The sequence below is a fragment of the Vibrio sp. J502 genome, assembly GCF_025397955.1.
Lineage (GTDB): Bacteria > Pseudomonadota > Gammaproteobacteria > Enterobacterales > Vibrionaceae > Vibrio > Vibrio anguillarum.
This window is the reverse complement of sequence record NZ_CP104554.1, coordinates 1,829,656-1,848,605: the sequence shown is the minus strand read 5'-3', so window position 1 is coordinate 1,848,605 and position 18,950 is coordinate 1,829,656. Positions and strand designations below refer to the sequence as shown.

The following is an 18,950-nucleotide window of genomic DNA, read 5'->3' as shown; positions in this document are numbered from 1 at the left end:
TTAAGGAAAATAAGATGTTTAATAAAGTTTCTGTGATTGGTTTAGGGTATATCGGCCTGCCAACGGCTGCCGTTATAGCCTCGCGTGGTATTGAAGTGATTGGCGTAGATGTCAATCAACACGCTGTCGATACAATCAATAAAGGTGAAATTCACATTGTCGAACCGGATTTAGATATCGTAGTTCGAAGTGCAGTGATGACTGGCAAACTAAAAGCAACTGTGACAGCTGAACCAGCTGATGCTTTCTTAGTGGCGGTACCCACACCATTTAAAGGTGATAATCACGAGCCTGATCTTAGCTATATAGAAGCCGCAGCCAAAGCGATTGCGCCAGTTCTGGAAAAAGGCAACTTGGTGGTATTGGAAAGTACTTCCCCAGTCGGTGCGACAGAAAAGCTTTCCGCATGGCTAGCAGAGGCTCGTCCTGATTTAACTTTCCCACAGCATAAAGGTGATACGGCTGACATTAAAGTAGCGCATTGCCCAGAGCGAGTTTTACCGGGTTATGTACTACAAGAATTAGTCAGTAATGACCGAGTGATTGGTGGTATGAGTAAATCTTGTAGCGAGAAAGCGATGGCTCTGTATAAAACCTTTGTTAAAGGCGAATGCATCATCAGCAACTCTCGTACGGCGGAGATGGCGAAATTAACAGAAAACTCCTTTCGCGACGTCAATATTGCATTCGCGAACGAACTTTCCCTTATTTGTGAGAAATTAAAAATCAATGTTTGGGAATTAATTAAATTGGCCAACCGCCACCCTCGGGTCAACATATTAAACCCAGGACCAGGTGTTGGCGGGCACTGTATTGCAGTTGACCCTTGGTTTATTGTTAACAGCTGCCCAGAAGAAGCAAAACTGATTGCTGCTGCTCGTCATGTTAATGATGGTAAACCACACTGGGTCGTTGATCAGGTAAAACAAGCGGCAGATCAGTTCAAAAAACCAGTTATTGCTTGCTTAGGTTTGGCCTTTAAAGCTGATATTGATGATTTACGTGAAAGCCCAGCTTTAGACATCACTTTGCATTTAGCACAAGACAATATTGGACAAATTCTAGCGGTAGAGCCAAATATCCACCAATTACCGGGTAAGTTAACAGAACATGATATTGAGCTAGTCTCGCTAGAGCGTGCTTTAGAGTTAGCCAATATCGTTGTGGTGCTGGTTGATCACCGAGATTTTAAAGAAGCAGATAAAACGGCGTTTGCCAAGAAAGTCGTGATTGATACTCGTGGTGTGGTTGCATAAATATAGATTAATTAGTGTTTATATTTTGTTATTATGATAAGCAATGAGAGTATGTGTGATATATAGAATTTTTAATAGACTTGATTTAATGTCAATTGTGCTTTATTTTACTTTTACATTGATGTTGTTAGGCCATAACTTATTTGATAGAAAAGTTCTTTTTCTTGTTTTTTGCATATATCTTATTGCTAATATCAAAGAGCTTCCTTATATCATCTCAGGTCTTATATCGAATTTTGCCTTAATATCTGTATTGCTATGGTGTGCATTAAGTGCAACATGGTCACAATGGCCTTTTGCTAGTATAGAAGAGACATTAATACAGACGCTGATGTTTCTTACTTGCTTACTTATATCTAATCTATTCACTATGGATAAAGTGCTTCGGTTTTTATTTTATTCAGCGATAACGGTCGTTACGATTAACTTTGCTTATATAATTGTTTTTTTTAATGATGCTATTAGTCCAAATGGTATGCGAGGAATATATAATCATAAAAATAATTTTGGTCTTGCCATGGCGCTATGTTCAATGTTTATATTATTTAATGAAGATTGGAAAAAAAGAAAAGCAATACTTTTTTTTCTCATCATTTCTGTTTTACTATTGATGCTTTCCTTATCAAAAACCTCGATAATACTGTTTTTTATTTCGTTGATTTCTGGTTTTTTAATTTCTAAATCTAAAATTAGCAGTCACAGTTTTTTTTCGGCATCATTATCATGGATGATATTACTAATAATACTATTTTCCATTGTGGTTTATTACAGGTTTAATATTATGGATTATATTTATTATCATATTGATGATGATTTTTTGACGGGTAGAGGAAAACTGTGGCTAACAATGTTGCTTCATGCTGAAGATAAGTTGATTAGTGGCTTTGGGTTTAATTCAGTTTGGGGGAAGGGTGATTGGTCTGAAATATATGATACAGATCTTTATTTGCACAACCCGCTTTGGGTTGAGGCTTTGGCTGCATCGGATGGTGGATATATAGATTTGATAATATCCATAGGAATTATTGGATTATTCCTATTTTTATTTTATACAACAAATTCTTTTTTAAGAGTTTTAATGTTAAAGAATGTTAATTCTAAATTTTTCATGATTACAACATTAACTTTTATTCTGTTGCATAATGTGAGTGAAACAACTTTTCTTTTATCTATTAATATTCTATGGTTCTTGTTTATTTTAATAACAAATTTGGCAATATCTAAGACAAGACTTGGTGAGTAAATGTCTAAAATATATAACTTAAAAAAGGCAGCTTGGTATTCTGTAGAAAATATAACCACAATTATTTTTGGTTTAGTCAGTGTTGTTATAGTAGCTAGGATTTTTGGTCCGGAGAACCTAGGTAAATTGAGTATGATACAAGCAATATCATCCGTCACATTATTTTTAGTTGTACTCGGTTTAGATCATATCATTATCCGTGACTTAACAAATGACAGGAAAAACATTACCTATATATCTACAGTTCTGACAATGCAATTCATCGGCTTTCTTATACATATGTTTGCTGTATATTCTATACTCTGTTATATCTATAATGGTAAGATAGAAAATGATATTATCATTATAACTTTTTTAGTTTTGCTTTCAGTCTATTTTTCTAGAGCAACAATGCTAAAATTATATTTCCAGTCGATTAATAAACCAGAAGTAATTGCTTCATCTGCATTGGTTTCAAGAGTTATAGCTATTCTATATATGATGTTTTCGGTGTTCAGTGAATTTGATTATCATTGGGTTATTGCTTTTATTCCATTACAAGCCTTTATCCAATTTATATTACTATTGTTTAGTTTTACCAAAATAAATTTATGGGAATTAGATAATTTTAAATTTTTCAATAGTGGAATAGCGAAAAAAACTTTAGTCGAAGCAATGCCATTGATAGCATCATCAATATTATTCCCTTTATTCATGCAAGCCGACATTTTATTAATATCTATTATTATGTCGGAAAAGGACGTAGGAATATATAGCGCTGCATCTAGATTAATTACTCAGTTCGTATTCTTAGGTAATATCATTACGATGACGTTTTATCTGGCATTATCCAATCGGATCAATCTATCGTCACCAGATGAAAAGAAGTTTATTGAGGGCATGTTCTCTATGCTTTTTACTATTTCTGTATTTATGTCGGCTATCATATTTTTATTTTCAGAGGTAATTATTTATTTTTTATATGGAGATAAGTTTCATGGTGCTGATCATGTATTAGAAATACTTGCATGGAAATGGGTTTTTATACTACCAGCTGCATTATACTCTAGGCTTCTTATATTGTATGGATTAGCTAAATATGAATTTATTAAGTCTTTAATTGTTGCTATAATTAGCTTGTCTCTTAATTATTTATTAATACCTAAATATGGATTATTTGCAGCTGCTTATATATCTTTGACTTCCTATTTTATTGCTGATTTCTTGATTTATTTATTTTTTAGAGAAACAAGATTTATATTCTATATGGGATTATCTTCAGTTGTTTTGTTCTTCATAAATCCGCGTGAAAATATAAAGCGTATAAACTATACTTTGAGTTGTAGATGACATTATGAAACTATCAATAATTCTTCCTGTATATAATTCTGAAAATTATATTGTAGAATCTATAAATTCATACACCAAGCAGGGATCTCCTGATGTTGAGCTGATCGTTATTGATGACGGTTCTACAGATAATAGTTACAGATTAATATTAGAAAATTTCAGGAATGAAATATCGATTGGACTCATAAAGTTATATAAACAAGATAATAGTGGTGTTAGTGTTGCAAGAAATAAAGGTATTACTTTAAGTAAGGGAAAGTATGTTACTTTCTTTGATTCAGATGACCTGTTATTAGATGGTTATGTTGAGAATATAATGGTAAGTATAGATACACATGAACCTGATATTATAGAATTTGGCTTCCGAAAATTCTCTTCATCTATTGATCTAGACAATGGGGAAGATATTTTTGTGCATAATAAAATTGGAATGAATAGTTCTGATGATATTTCTTCATATATATACTCAAAATCAATGTGGTATCCATGGTGTCGTGTTTTTAAGTCTAACCTTCTTTTAGATAAGGAGCACTTTTTCCCTCCTGGTGTCCGTTTTTGTGAAGATATGATGGCAATTTATAAAGTATATCTCAATAATAGAAAAATATATTCAATTAGAAAGTCATTATATGGTTATAGAACTAACCCACAAGGAGCAACGTTAAACATAAAAGAAGATTATTATGATAATTTATTAAATTTCTATTATAGTATAAAAGATATAGATAATAAAAATATTGATTATATGCTAATAAACTTATCATATCTTCTTTACCGATGCTCCATGGGGAAAAAATTACCCATAATGGTTAGATTAAAGTTTAAATGTTTGTTTTTTAAATGCTTATCTAAAAGAAATATATCATATAGAAAGAAAATAATATTATTATCCCCCAGAGTGTATGAGTATTTAAGATGGTTAAAAGGAGTAAAAAATGAAAATAATGTTTAGGATCTCTAAAATGGGTTTTGGAGGGGCGGAACAGGTTTTTATTTCATTGGCTAAATCCTTAATGACAAATTATCGATGTGACATTCATTTTGTTGTAGATAATTTATTGGGAAAAAATACAAATGAGCCTGAAAGGTTTGGATGTAAATTAATAAACTTAAATGTTAGAAGGAATATGTTGTCTATTTTACCCTTAATAAAGGTAATTAATACAATCAAACCTGATGTGATTATATCTGCTTATACGGATACTAATGCTGCATGTATTTTATCTAATATGTTATCTTGTCACAAGGTACCTGTTATAGTAAGTGAACATGCATCTCTTTTTGAACATTGGTCAGATAAATCGTGGGCAAAAAAAAAATTATTAGAGTTTTATGTATCTAAACTATATAAGTTATCCTCTCTCGTTGTATGTGTTTCTAATGGGCTTACGGAGCAGGTTTCTAACTTAATAGGATCTGATGAAAGAGTGATAACGATTTACAATCCATTAAGATACTCTGAATTCTCATATGGAAAATATGATGCAGAAAATCGCGTTAAGCCTATAACATTACTTGCTGTTGGAAGGGTTAGTGTACCTAAAGACTTTAAAACATTATTGCGTGCTGTAAAAATAGTGTCATCATCATATGATATAGAATTAAAAATAGTAGGCGGTATTTTTTGCCAAGAAGAATATAGGCGTTTGGTTGTTTTATTACAAGATTTAAGAATGGAGAAAATTGTTAAATTCGAAGGTTATCACTCTGATGTATCTAATTTTTACAAAACTTCAGATATTTTAGTGATGTCCTCCGCATGGGAAGGATTTGGTAATGTCATTATTGAAAGCATGTCTTTCGGGCTTCCTATAGTTTCTACTGATTGTAACTTTGGACCGAGGGAAATCTTAAATGGTGGAAAGCTTGGCAGATTGGTACCTGTGGGCGATCACGAGGAACTTGCCAAAGCAATAATATCTGAAATTAATCAGCCTCTAGTATCTAAAGAGGAAATTATTAATCGTGCAAAAGATTTTTCTGAAACTAAAATAGTTGATAAATATTATAAGGCTATTGAATATGTCTGTAAAAATAAATAGCTTAAAATACTTAGTTAAATCTGACTTATATCGCCAGTCTGGACGAGTAAGTTTTCTAACCTTTATTAGATTTCTTTTATTTAATAAAGGTTTTAAGTTTGTTTTTTGGTTAAGACTAGCTAAGTATTTTAATAAGTATCCCATAATTAGGTTATTTCCAATATTTATGTATAAATTTTACAAGATAATTTATGTCTCTGATATAAATTATCGTGCTGATATAGGTCCTGGTTTTTGCATATACCATGTTTTTGGCACTACGTTTGGTCAAATGGTGAGAATAGGTAGTAATGTTACAATCGTCCATGGTGTTACTATTGCAGGTAAAAATAAGTGTTTCCCTGTTATTGGAGATAATGTTTATATAGGTTGCGGTGCGTGTATTCTTGGAGATATTACTATTGGTAATAATGCAATTATAGGCGCGAATGCTGTAGTGACTAAAAGTGTTCCAGATAATGGTGTTGTTGTTGGTAATCCATCAAAAATAATCTCTTTAAAAGGCTCTTGGCATTATCAAAAAAACATTTGGGAGTTTAATAGATGAAAATTCCAATAATAACCATTGGAACAGGTGCTCCTGGAGGAATAGATTCAGTAATTAAAGGTTATATAGATAATGGTTTGTTTTATGATTTTGAACATATCAGATTGATTAGTCATATGGGAAAAAGTAGATTAAATGATCTAATGTTATTTGTATCAGCGATAATGAATTTACTTTATCTCAGCGTCAAAAGAAAAAATTTAATACTACATTGTCATATGTCTTATAATGGTAGTTTTTTTAGGAAGTTATCTTTTTTATTGATAGCTAAATTATTTAAAAACAAAACCATCATTCATCTTCATGGCTCTGAATTTAAAGAATATTTTTCTAGCAGAGGATATGTAGTAAAGAAATTAGTTGTATGGATGATACATAGTTGCGACTACTTTGTTGTTCTGTCCGAAGGTTGGTCTGAATATATATTATCTATATCTAATGTAAAACCAATCGTAATTCATAATTATGTTGATATATCACCGAATGACATTAATCGAGAAAAAAACACGATATTATTCTTAGGTGCATTTATTAAGAGAAAAGGAATCTATGAGTTATTAAGAGCTTGCTCAATGTTACCCTTAGATTTTCATCTACACCTTTGTGGTAGTGGAGAAGATGCAAGGGTTGAAGATATGGTTACTGAACTTGATTTAAAGGAAAGAATTACTTTTCATGGATGGGTCGGTAATGAGGATAAGAAAAAATTGCTTGCCTCTTGTTCTGTAATGGTTTTACCAGCCTTTAATGAGGGTTTGCCAATGACGATTATCGAATCTATGGCATGTGAAATACCAGTACTTACGACCCCGGTAGGCGCCATACCAGAATTAATTGTTGATAGTATTTCTGGGTATTTGGTTGAACCAGGCGAAGTATCAGAGCTAGCGAGTAAGCTAGAATTCATACTTTCATCTCCACAAGAATTGCAAGACGTCGTTAAGACTGCAAAAAATATTTACACTGAAAATTTTACTTCATTACAAGTGCTTCCCAAGTGGAAAGATATTTATGATCAGGCTAGTATTCGTTAGTTTTTGTTTTTTTTCTTTAATTTCATCCTCTTTTGTCGATGCAACGCCTGAAAATAGGCGAGAGGCTTATACCGATCAAGTTGCAAAATCTTTAGGCGCTGAACAGTTACGTGAGTATATGTTTTTGGAGGCAATTCCAGAAGAAACTATTTTTGCTGAAGATAGTTCTATCCAGTTTTCTATAAAATCAAAGCAAAAAAAAATGTTTTCTGGCGTTAGAAGTGAGTTGTCGGTTAATTATCCATTTGAAACTAAACAAAGAGTTTCTTATAGGTTTGATATTCTAGTACCTAATAATTTTATTAGTGATGATGATAATCGTTGGTATATATTGGCACAATGGCATGATCAGCCCAATCCTAAATTAGGTGAAACATGGAAAGACTTCCCTGGCCGAAGTCCTATTACTTATCTATATACTGAGAAGATAAATAGAAATTTTGGTATTGGAATAAGATATGGTGATTCAGCGCATTGGTTCCCCATAGAATATGACCAGTGGTATACACTAGAATTTGATTTTTTATGGTCTGATGATGAAGATGGACAATTGAAGTTTGCAGTTGATGAGAGTGACCCTATCCTATTTAAAGGAAAGAATATGCATAATAAATACCAGCATTATCTTAAAATTGGTATGTATCGTCATCCTAAAATACAATCATCAAATAATATTAAGTTTAGAGCTCTATTTATTAATTGATTAAAATTAGCAAGTAATTAAAGAGAAATATATGAAAAGGATTGATTTTTTAGGTGCACCAATGGATATTGCATCTATGTCTGAGACTGTTGCATTTATTAAAGAGCACATTGAAAATAAGGTATTCTTACAGCATGTTGTTGTTAATGTAGCTAAAATAATTAATATGCAGCATGATGAGCAACTTGCACAATCGGTTAAGGAATGTGATTTAATTAATATTGATGGAATGGGCGTTGTTTTTGGAGCTCGATTTTTAGGATATAGAATTAAAGAAAGAGTGGCTGGTGTGGATTTATTCTTCGAGTTACTTAGTATGAGTTCTGAAAATGGCCTGCCGGTATTCCTACTCGGTGCAACAGACGATGTCGTTAATTTGACAGTTAAGAATATCCATTCGTCTTATCCTAATTTAAAAATAGCAGGTTTTCATAATGGCTATTTTTGGGAGAAAGAGAAAATAATTGTTGATAAAATTAAAGAGTCTGGAGCTAGATTATTATTTGTTGCAATTACTTCACCAAAAAAAGAAAATTTTATTAATAAGTGGAAAGACGACTTGGGTGTCGACTTCGTCATGGGTGTTGGAGGTACTTTTGATGTTGTTGCGGGTAAAGTAAAACGTGCTCCCACTTGGATGCAACGAGCTGGATTAGAGTGGTTGTATCGAGTTTTTCAGGAGCCGAGAAGAATGTGGAAACGCTACCTAGTGACTAATAGCAAATTCTTATATTTATTAGTGAAAGCTAGATTTTCTAATCATAAGTCGAAACTTTAGATATACTTGGAAATCATATTTTCGATAAGCTGCCACAATTAAAGTGGAAATAAAAAAATATCTCACATTTAATACATCTCACCTTTAAGACAAAGTACAAGGCCTTTTGAGTTGAAATCACTTGCCTTGTTATTGATAATTCTGATTGTTCTTAGTTGTGCGGATAAGAAATAGCTCAGATATTGCTGATGGCTATCTCAGAACACTATATTTTCATTTACTTATGATAAAATAACATACCAGAGAGGGGCGATTCCTCATGAAGAATTTGAAATATTTCACTATTGCTTTCGGCTTAATCTCGCTTGGAAGTACGGTGGTACAAGCAGCATCAATCGATTCAGAGGCTGAAGGATGTATTATTAGTCGTGAAACTGGTGCTAAATACTGTTTAAAGCCTGGTGAGCGATCCGGCTACTCCTTACCGCAGTGGATATATAATCATGCCGTTGATGTGCTGGCACCTAGCGGCATCTCCGTTATGCTTAGCGATTGGGATAATTTGTCATACAACCGCCTAGCAATGTTTGATGGTTATACCGGTAATGATGAACTTAAAAATGTAAAAGCTTATAATGGGCAGATATTAGATTTTTCACATCCTCGTTCAATGCGTGTGCTTGCTTCAGACACGTATCCAGAAGCCTGTATTATTAGTCGTAAGAGTGGGGAGCGTTTTTGTCTCAAAGAAGGAGAGCGCTCAGGTTATTCTCTGCCTGCCTATATTTATGGGCATGAAGTTGATGTGGAAGCTCCGAAAGGTTTAGGGGTTATGCTCAGTGATTGGGATAATCTTTCCTATAATCGCCTTGCAGTTTTTGGTGGTGACACAGCAAGCTCTCTGCTCAACGCGGTTAAAGCCTATAATGGTGAAATTCTTGATTTTTCGCATCCTCATTCGATGCGCGTCGTTCCTTATACCAAACCAATAGATGTTATTGAAACAAACTTGAAATGGTCTTGGGAACGTAGCCAGTTCAAACCTGAATTTAATCAGGTTATGGCTACACCAGTGGTTGCACAACTCAATGATGATAATCATGATGGTAAGATAGATAATAATGATGTTGCTGACATCATTGTTGTTACATTTGAAAGTAACAAATATAACGCGGGAGGTATTGTCAGAGCGTTAAGTGGCGTTGATGGTTCTGAACTTTGGTCCTACTCAAATGGCGGTATAATTGCGGATGCTCGCTATACTCCTGCAGTTGCTGACCTCGATAGTGATGGTTTGGTTGAAATCGTTACGACAAGTTTAAATAGTGCATATATCAACGTGCTTGATATTGAAGGTAATATCAAAAAACAAATCGAGAAGACAAAGACGGGCGGTGGTGCATCAGGCAATATCACTTTAACTGATCTCGATGGTGATTCCTCAGTTGAGATACTTTCTGCCGATGGGGTTTATAACTACGATACGGGTTTAGTATTTTCCCATTCTTGGACACCGTCTTCTATCAGTGGTGATTTTGATGGAGATAAAGTTCAAGAAATATTCATGAATGGTGACCTTTATAAAGCCGATGGTTCTTTAAGCTGGCAATATGATAAGAAAGATTTTGCATGGTTTTCTTCTCTTGTCAATCTTGATGATGATGAATTTCCTGAAGTTGTAGTGTCAGTTCCAGCTTCAGTGGCAACTGCGCAAAATAGCCGATTTGCAGTTTTAGAGCATGACGGTTCGGTGAAGTGGGAAATTAATAGTATGTCTAACCCTGGTGGTGGTGTTCAGGCGATCTCTAACTTCTTAGGTAAGAAAATAACGGAAACTAGTAAGTGGTCTCATGTGTTTGGTTACACAGGACATAGCACCGCATATACGATTTCTGTTAATAATTCTGACCCATTATTTGTTCGTTCTGGGGCCGCTATCGATGCTATTGGGATATCACGTAACGCTATTACTGGCGGTAATGGTGGTAGCTTTAATTCCCCACTTCAATTAAATCAAGTTGCTTCAATTGATATTACGTCGGGTAAGTATTGGTGGGGTGGAGAACATGTATTGGCTCTAGAATTCCATCTAAAAAATGGCTCTACAGTCTTCATGGGTTCCAAACATTATGCCTTTTCTAAAAAAACTGAACGTTTACAGATTCCAGAAAACAGCAGAATCCGTAATATCAAAGCATGGACTGCAGGTTGGTTAATCGATGGTTTGCAATTTGAGATAGTATCAGAGCAGGCTAACAACGATGTTAAAGGTATCGTACATGCTGGCTATACTGCGGTTGATATGTATAACAAAAATGGTGAATTAATTTGGTCTGTACCAAATGATGACCGCACTAGTGGTAAGATTGGCGTTTCTGCTTACGATTTTGATGGTGATGGTGTAGATGAAGTTATCGTTCAAGATCAAATGCGAGTTCGTATTTTAGACGGTCAAACTGGGAATGAAAGAGCTATTATAGCAAACTCTTCAGCGACCTTATGGGAATATCCTATTGTTGTAGATCTTGCTGGTGACAACAATGCAGAACTGATTGTTGTTGCTAATGATTTTGATAAAAACTATGTCGTTAATCATGGTGTGTTTGTTTATGAATCTGCTGATGCATCCAAACCTTGGGCCAGTGCAACTCGCATCTGGAACCAGCATGCTTTCCATCTGACGAATGTTACTCAAGATGGTGTAGTGCCTACAAATGCGACACCGAGTTGGTTGAGCCATAATACATACCGTTCGAGTACATTACGTGCAACGGGGGGGGGGGAGTCTCCAATTTTGGGTTACTCAAATACTCAGCAATCGCAACGTGTCGTGACGGCGGATAACCAGATGTATCTGCGTTCTGGTTTTGCGATCGATGCGATCGGCACGACGGCCAACAACTTGGTGGGCGGCCCGGTACAAGGTACTAACGGTGGTGTGCTAAGAGCACCGATTGCTCTTGATCAATTGCAGTCCGTGGAAGTCACCTCTGGTCTTTATAACTGGGGTGGTTACCACATAGTGGCGATTAAGTTCACGATGAAGGATGGCTCTAGCGTGTTATTGGGTTCAAGCCACTATGCGAGCAACAAAAAAGTTGAAACGTACACTGTGCCGCAAGGTAAACGCATCAAGCAGATTAATGTTTGGACTGGTGGTTGGTTAGTTGAAGGCTTACAGTTTGTATTCGATTAATTGATATCGTTTTAATTTAATAATTGAAAATCCCTCGAGATAATCGAGGGATTTTTTTATTAATCAAATTGCTCAGGACGTATACCATTCCTACTTAAAGCTGCGCGGTGTTGGATACATTCGTTTACCTGCAACTTAAAGTCGTTTTTATGGTAGTGTTTAGAAATCTGTGTCATTTCAGTATGATATACAAAACAGGAATGACACATGAACAAAGACTTCGATCTAGAACAAGCTATTAAAGCCCTTCAGTCAGGCCAAGACCTGACAGGTAAAGATGGCTTCTTAACTCCGCTCATTAAACAAATCACAGAAGCTGCTTTGAAAGCAGAACTCGAACAGCACCTTGAAGGTGATGAGCAACCTAACCGTAAGAACGGCTCAAGCAAGAAAACGATTAAGTCTTCTGTCGGCACGTTTGAACTGGATACCCCACGCGACCGCTCTGGAACATTTGAACCCCAGTTAGTTAAGAAGAACCAGACTAAATTGACCGATGAGATCGACCGTAAGATCCTATCCATGTTCTCGCTCGGTATGAGCTACCGTGATATCCGTGGTCACGTAGAAGATATGTATGGCATTGATGTCTCTGAGGCCACCATCACAGGTGTTACCGACCGTTTGATACCTGAGCTGAAGGAGTGGCAGCAACGTCCGCTCGATGCACTTTATCCCTTTGTCTGGCTTGATGCCATCCACTATAAAATCAAAGAAGACGGACGCTACGTTAGCAAAGCGATATACACAATATTGGGCTTAGATGTTGAGGGGAAAAAGGAGCTGCTCGGTCTTTATCTGTCAGAGTCGGAAGGCGCTAATTACTGGCTCTCCGTGCTAACAGATCTGTATAACCGCGGCGTTGAAGATATCTTGATCGCCTGCGTAGATGGGCTAACAGGCTTCCCAGAAGCGATAGCAACCATCTATCCTGATACAGAAGTTCAGCAATGCATCAGAAGGCGTTTATGGCCGACTTGAAGCCAGTCTATCGGGCTGTCAGCAAAGAAGCGGCCGAGATGGAGTTGGATCGTTTGGAAGCCAAATGGGGACAGCAATACCCAATAGTGATTCGTTCCTGGCGGAACAAATGGGCAAATTTATCGGTTTACTTTAAATATCCAGAATACGTCCGAAAGGCTATTTACACGACAAATGCTATTGAAGCCGTACATCGCCAATTCCGTAAACTGACCAAAACTAAGGGTGGGTTCCCAAATGAAAATAGCTTGCTTAAGCTACTGTATGCTGGGATATTGAATGCTTCTAAGAAATGGACAATGCCAATACAGAATTGGAATATGACATTGTCTCAACTGGCGATTCATTTTGAAGGTCGCTTGGATGACGTCTTAGATATTTAGCCAAAATTAGCTGACACAGAATTCTGAACGCCCTCGTTTTTATATATCAGGAATATTTTGAACGAGTGACCAGACTCGGCATTGAATTTGACCAGTGTCCCATCAATAAACACAGCAAGAAATAAAGTGTTGTTGCGGGAGCTTGAAGTGGGAAATCAACACTCATGTGTATCAACATACCAATAATAGCCATCATGGATGATAATCCGATCCCTTTCATCAATCTATTTCTGCGGTTTTTAAACGCATAAAATGCGCGTTGGGCGGCGACTAAGATCATTACACCTAATATCGAAACCATGACAAGGCCTGATTCTAATGTGAATTGGATGTAGTCATTATGAGCATGATCGTAAAACAGTTTTACTTTTCCTTGATTGTAGGAAGGAAAAGTGGAGTAGAAAGTACCAGCCCCAAAGCCAGTCAGAGGCCTTTCTTGTATTGCAACTAGGGAATATCTGACAACATCATCTCTTGATTCACTTTCCAAGCTAGTTTCAATAAGACGTTGTTTGACTTTCTCCAATCCAAACCATTGGCTCACGATGAACGTATCAATGATGAATAAACTGATTATAAGCACATAAACACTTTTGGGTTTCGGTTTGTAAAACAATAGCAACAGCACACAACCTACGGTTAGGGCGATAAAGAAAGCCATATTTCCCATTCTTGAGCGTGTTAAGACTAGTGCGATCACCATGATCACGAGCCCTAAACGAACAAAAGCCTTATCGGTTAGTAGCACCGCTAAAAATTGTTTAATGATATTTCTCAATCCATTTTTATGTGAGCTATCGAGTTGCGCGATCAGTAAACCAAATCCAATGCAAAGATTCAGCATCAGAAAATTAGCTAAGTGGTTATGGTAAACAAAGCTTCCGGATGCTCTGTTACCTAGTGGTAGGTTGAAAACTATCGAATGATCTAGGTTGAGTAGCAAAATCACGCCAGCGTAAAAGCCTTGGCAAATTCCACTGCTAACCATGACTACTGCGAGAAGTTTTAATTTTTTAGGTGTGTTGATAAGGACAAGAGCAATAAGACAAAACTGGAAATAGTGGAGCGATTTGATTGCAGAGACAAAGACTAAACTAGGATCCTGAGTTATACCAAGTTGTGGAATACTTTGGATGAATGACCAGCAAGTGATAAGTGCGATGGGAATGATGACTAATTTTCCCTTTATCAGACAGTTTTTCCAGTGCTCAAAAGAGTAGTTGAATAAACAGGCAATAAGCAGCAATGCAATCCAGATTTCATTGAATGACCATGCTAATGGGCGATTACTACCTAAAGGTATGGGCAGCCAAAATATAAAAATGAGAAATATTGGGAAAATGGATTTTTCTATTAGACGCATACTATTAATATCAATTAAGAAGGGCAGGAATATACCTGCCCTAAACTGGATGAAAGCATCGAATTAAACGATCAGTTTGGTGAAGCGGTACCACCACCACTGCCATTGCCGGTTCCAAGTGTTGTGGTGTTACCTGGCACCGTTGCGACTGGAGGTAAGCCACCAGGTAAAGCCGATGGAGTACCTGCCGCTGTCGGTTCAGTAATGGTCGCTGGGTCAGCGCCACCGGAGATTGCAGCAACAATCACATCAGTTGAGTCCATTAAATCCATTGCAATAACAGCATCAACGATAGCTTGAGCTGACTCTGGTGATTTAGTTACAGCAAGCTGAATGACTTCAGAACGCATCTCTTGAGGTGCATTTTTAACGAGTATTGCAGTCAAAGCTGCGACTTGGTCACTCGATATATGGTCAAATACTGTATTGAAGATATCGAGTGCTAGTTGTGGATGCAGAGTAGACGCTAGGTCCGCCATTTCTAGTGCCATGCTTGGGCATAGTTTCATCAAAGCTTGCAGAGAAATAATGGCATCGTCTGCTTGTTCTAGGCTGGCTCTTATTGTGCCTGTGGCCACTTTATGGTTTTTATAAAGTGAACAAGTAATTTCTGTTTCGGCATATAACCTTGAACTAGCCAGCAAAGCTGAAATAGCAATCCAAAACATCCATAGTGATTTTTTCATTGGTAAGTCCTAAAAGCCTACGATTTACTGTTGCGATGATTATAAGTGAAGTAGTACATCCAGTGATATCGTACTTCTGTTAATAAGGGTTCGATTCTCATTCTTAAGGCGTTTTTATGCGCGAGGTTGTCTTAGTTTGGAGCATAAGTTTGAAGATTGAAGTCTGCTAGTAACGTAATAGATTATTGAGGCCATTGTTATACCAAGTAAGCTTGCCCCTAAATCGAGCAAAGAGAATGATCGTGAACTCGATAACATTTGTAAACTTTCATCAATTACGCAACAGGTCGAGACGATAACTATGGCGAGAAAGATGCTCTGTATAGGGGAAAGAGTGGCGGAAATTACTCGGATAAAAACCAAGGTAATGAATAGCGCAAGTGTAAAGTGGAGATAAATATCACCGCCGAGTGACTTTTCCAAAAATATCGGTATCTCAGCATGAATATTCAGTGTTTTTGCCAGTGATAGCGAAGCTGTACCAAGAAAAAGCAAGGCTAACATGAACAAGGCGATAGGCCGGTTTATTGAATAATGTTTTATCATCGAGATCACTCTAGCGCTCTCTTGCAGAGACTATTTTTCTCAGTATAACGTTGAGGGTTATAAATAATAGCTGCACAGGTAAATTTTAAGAGACCTTTTGATTTTAGATACTGGTAGGCTTCTCCTCGGCTTTGAGGATGAGCTAATGCTCTTGCGGCGTGATCAATAATGATAGTTCGCTGCGGCGCTGAAAAAATAGACCAATGGTTAAGGCCAATCTGGGAAAGTGTGTTGTTCACTTTGGGTGTAAAAGGCCCATATCTGTCGGCTTGTGCAAAATAGAGATCAATATTTTCCCCTTTCAACTGAGTTTCAATCACCAATAAATCAGCCCATGTGTCTGACCAAGTGGGTCTCAATAATGCACTTTCCAAGTAGGCCTTTTTTGCATTGAGCAAGCGGCTCTCTTTATCTACATCATCGCCCAAATAGGCTTCCCACTCATACACCTTACCCAGTAAATTGTGGTAATGAGGATGGTCGCTGTGGTGTTGTAGGGCCTTTAGTATCATGAGTTTTGTCTCATTCACTTGCTCTAAAGTTACACCATCACTGTGCTTTGTCCAGTAGTCGATATTTCTTTCTGTTGCTAGAGCGTAAATGGACGCCGTCAAAAAATGAAATGCAAAATAGAGAGTCACGAGTGCAGTTAGCCCAATGCTCAAACGCAAAGCATGGGCTAAAAAAGGGTGATTCGCGACCTTCATGGTTATTTTTCTGGGCCGTAATAGGATTGATATTGATGATAACCGCTATAATTAGAGGCTTTTTTGGTGTTCAGTTTGTTCAATATGACGCCATCAATTCTCGCTCCTTGCTGCGTTAAGCGTCCGACCACATCTCTAGCCACTTTAGTACGTGTGTGTGGAGCATTGATCACGAGTATGGTCGAGTCCACGTACTGCGACAGCATAAATGCATCACTAACGGCTAAACATGGAGGTGTATCAATCACAATTCTGCTATAGCGTGTCTTTAGCTCTTCGAGTAGTGAGGCAAACTTAGGCGAGGAGATAAGTTCAAGAGGATTGTCTGTCACGACTCCTGCTGCCAAAACATCAAGCCCTGATTCTTCATCGGTATAGAGACACTCTTCTATGGTATGCGTACCTATGAGCAAGTTGCTCATTCCTGGCTGTGAACCAGAGATGCCAAAACGGTGTGCAACCGACGGTTTTCTCAAATCGCAGTCAATCAGCAGTGTTTTTTCCATTTGTGCCAGTGAAAAAGCCAAATTGATACTCGAGGTTGTTTTTCCTTCCTCAGGTAGTGAAGAAGTAACCATTACCACATGATGATCTTTGTTGGTGTTGGCAAGTAAATAACCAGTCCGAACGGTTCTAATCGCTTCTGTGAGCTCTCGGTGTTTCGAATCAAAATAGGTTTTTAGCGTTAGGGGGCCTCGAGTTTTAATTGCCGGTATAATACCGAGCAAGCTTAGTGATAACTGTTTTTCGACCTGTTTTACATCAAGGAATGTATCGTTTACCGCATCAGCAATGAAAGCAACAACACATGCCAAACCAAACGAAGCGACGAACGCTAATAATACAATCAGTTTACGGTTCGGTTTACTTGGGGCGAGGGGCGGATTGGCAAAATCGGTAAAACGAGCAATCGTAGCATTAAAGTCGCTCGATGCACTGGTCTCTTTTTGACGACTTAAAAAGAGATCAAACAGCTCTCGGTTTGTTTGGACTTCGCGCTTTAGCTCTGAATATCGTGCATTTTTTACGGAGAGGCTTTGAAACTCTGATTTGCGTTTCTCAAGTTCCCGGTGCAAAGAACTCTCTGCTTGCTTAGCAGCCTGTAACTCATTGTTGATCCCGTTTAGTAGCTGTTTTAGTTCGGAATTTAAATTACGTTTAACAGAGGCTAGTTCGGCTTGTGCTGCTTTGAGTTTTGGGTGTTTATCTCCATAGCGTTTTGATAGTTCTGAAACTTTTCGCTCAGCTTGTACTTCTGCTAATTTAACATCTCGAATCGTCGGGTGGTTAGATATCTCAGGTATAGAAGCAAGTGCTGAAAGATCACTGTCTTGGCGGCTGTAAGTTTGTGCCACCAGATAGAGTGTTTCAGCTGCAACACGTCTATCTCTCGTTTTATTTAATTGAGAGGTGAGTTCTTCGAGTTCTTGAGATGCTAAGCTTTCAACGCCTTGGATATCGACCAGCCCCTCAGATTTCAAAAACGTTTGTAACTGAACTTCAGACTCTTTTAGTTTTTCTCGCAAATCACCCATCCGATTATTGAGCCAACTATTTGCTTTTAGTTCCACTTGAAGTTTATCTTCAATATGACTATCCATAAAGACATTACCAATTTCATTGGCAATTTGAGCTGATAACTTAGGATCTTTACTGGTGTAAAATATATTGACTAATTGAGTTTTCCGAATAGGACTGATTTCCAGCCCACTTTTGAATGCCTTAAGAACTAATCGATTTTCTCGGTAGTTTCTTTCTTCCAATGATATTTCAGTTGTTCCTTGTTTGAAGGACTTTAAAATCGGAAACCTCTCTTTAATATTTGTCATAACGTTAGAGCTTTGCTCACTTTCTGAGTTGAGAGAAAATTCTGGGTGACTGATGAGGTTAAGCCGTTTGATGACTTCCTCTGCAACTCGGTCTGATTTTAAAATCTCTATTTGAGTGAGATAATACTCTTGGCTTTTAGTATCTATCCCATAGACATCTTCAATCGAAACGGCTTTTGCTTGTTTTGATTCAATCAGCAAGGATGCACGAGCTGTATATTGTGAAGGAACAGACAAAGTAATCAACACTGCAATGGCTGTAACCATGGCAGAAAAAAGTAAAATACGCCATTTGTAGTTGAGAAGGATATTGAAATACTGACGAATATCAATGATTTCATCTGAATTCAAGCGAGGTTTAATTAAAGAGTTTTCCATACAACTACG

At 37.0% G+C, this 18,950-nt stretch carries 14 protein-coding genes and 1 pseudogene; 11 read left to right on the top strand and 4 right to left on the bottom strand.

The window, feature by feature from the left end:
* Positions 1 to 14: 14 nt before the first annotated feature.
* The 11 genes and pseudogenes from vpsB to N5E84_RS08435 all read left to right on the top strand — a co-directional run bounded on the left by vpsB (position 15) and on the right by N5E84_RS08435 (position 13,432).
* Entirely contained in the window at positions 15 to 1,256 is a 1,242-nt protein-coding gene (gene vpsB, locus N5E84_RS08485) for a UDP-N-acetyl-D-mannosamine dehydrogenase VpsB (protein WP_019281709.1), read from the top strand.
* 88 nt (positions 1,257 to 1,344) lie between these two features.
* Positions 1,345 to 2,499, top strand: a complete 1,155-nt coding sequence (locus N5E84_RS08480) for an O-antigen ligase family protein (protein WP_157731296.1) — start codon at positions 1,345 to 1,347, stop codon at positions 2,497 to 2,499.
* Positions 2,500 to 3,828 (top strand): flippase, encoded by a 1,329-nt coding sequence (locus N5E84_RS08475; protein WP_019281711.1) that lies wholly within the window; start codon positions 2,500 to 2,502, stop codon positions 3,826 to 3,828. It abuts the gene before it with no gap.
* Positions 3,829 to 3,832: 4 nt separating this feature from the next.
* Positions 3,833 to 4,780, top strand: coding sequence for a glycosyltransferase family 2 protein (locus N5E84_RS08470; protein ID WP_019281712.1), 948 nt, complete (start codon positions 3,833 to 3,835; stop codon positions 4,778 to 4,780).
* Entirely contained in the window at positions 4,764 to 5,870 is a 1,107-nt protein-coding gene (locus tag N5E84_RS08465) for a glycosyltransferase (protein WP_069212022.1), read from the top strand. The genes N5E84_RS08470 and N5E84_RS08465 overlap by 17 nt, the downstream gene beginning before the upstream one ends.
* A complete protein-coding gene (locus N5E84_RS08460; RefSeq protein WP_019281715.1) occupies positions 5,851 to 6,417 on the top strand; it encodes a serine O-acetyltransferase in 567 nt (188 codons plus the stop codon). The genes N5E84_RS08465 and N5E84_RS08460 overlap by 20 nt, the downstream gene beginning before the upstream one ends.
* A complete protein-coding gene (locus tag N5E84_RS08455; protein ID WP_019281716.1) occupies positions 6,414 to 7,451 on the top strand; it encodes a glycosyltransferase family 4 protein in 1,038 nt (345 codons plus the stop codon). Before N5E84_RS08460 ends, N5E84_RS08455 begins: the two co-directional genes overlap by 4 nt.
* A complete protein-coding gene (locus N5E84_RS08450) occupies positions 7,429 to 8,154 on the top strand; it encodes a heparin lyase I family protein (RefSeq protein ID WP_017047999.1) in 726 nt (241 codons plus the stop codon). The genes N5E84_RS08455 and N5E84_RS08450 overlap by 23 nt, the downstream gene beginning before the upstream one ends.
* A 31-nt stretch (positions 8,155 to 8,185) precedes the next feature.
* Positions 8,186 to 8,932, top strand: coding sequence for a WecB/TagA/CpsF family glycosyltransferase (locus N5E84_RS08445; protein ID WP_019281718.1), 747 nt, complete (start codon positions 8,186 to 8,188; stop codon positions 8,930 to 8,932).
* Positions 8,933 to 9,191: 259 nt separating this feature from the next.
* Complete coding sequence (locus N5E84_RS08440) at positions 9,192 to 12,068, top strand: beta-prism lectin domain-containing protein (RefSeq protein WP_069212024.1); 2,877 nt, start codon at positions 9,192 to 9,194, stop codon at positions 12,066 to 12,068.
* Between the two features lie 207 nt (positions 12,069 to 12,275).
* Positions 12,276 to 13,432 (top strand): annotated as a pseudogene (locus N5E84_RS08435) (IS256 family transposase).
* A 46-nt stretch (positions 13,433 to 13,478) separates the two neighbouring features.
* Here N5E84_RS08435 and N5E84_RS08430 read toward each other — a convergent pair.
* The 4 genes from N5E84_RS08430 to vpsO form a co-directional block, all read right to left on the bottom strand.
* Positions 13,479 to 14,795 (bottom strand): O-antigen ligase family protein, encoded by a 1,317-nt coding sequence (locus N5E84_RS08430; protein ID WP_019282587.1) that lies wholly within the window; start codon positions 14,793 to 14,795, stop codon positions 13,479 to 13,481.
* 71 nt (positions 14,796 to 14,866) lie between these two features.
* Positions 14,867 to 15,481, bottom strand: a complete 615-nt coding sequence (locus N5E84_RS08425; protein WP_019282588.1) for a hypothetical protein — start codon at positions 15,479 to 15,481, stop codon at positions 14,867 to 14,869.
* A gap of 551 nt (positions 15,482 to 16,032) precedes the next feature.
* The gene (locus N5E84_RS08420) at positions 16,033 to 16,734 is read right to left on the bottom strand and encodes a VpsP family polysaccharide biosynthesis protein (protein ID WP_019282589.1); all 702 of its coding nucleotides are present in this window, start codon (positions 16,732 to 16,734) and stop codon (positions 16,033 to 16,035) included.
* Between the two features lie 2 nt (positions 16,735 to 16,736).
* Positions 16,737 to 18,941 (bottom strand): exopolysaccharide regulatory tyrosine autokinase VpsO, encoded by a 2,205-nt coding sequence (gene vpsO, locus N5E84_RS08415; RefSeq protein ID WP_019282590.1) that lies wholly within the window; start codon positions 18,939 to 18,941, stop codon positions 16,737 to 16,739.
* Positions 18,942 to 18,950: the final 9 nt, after the last annotated feature.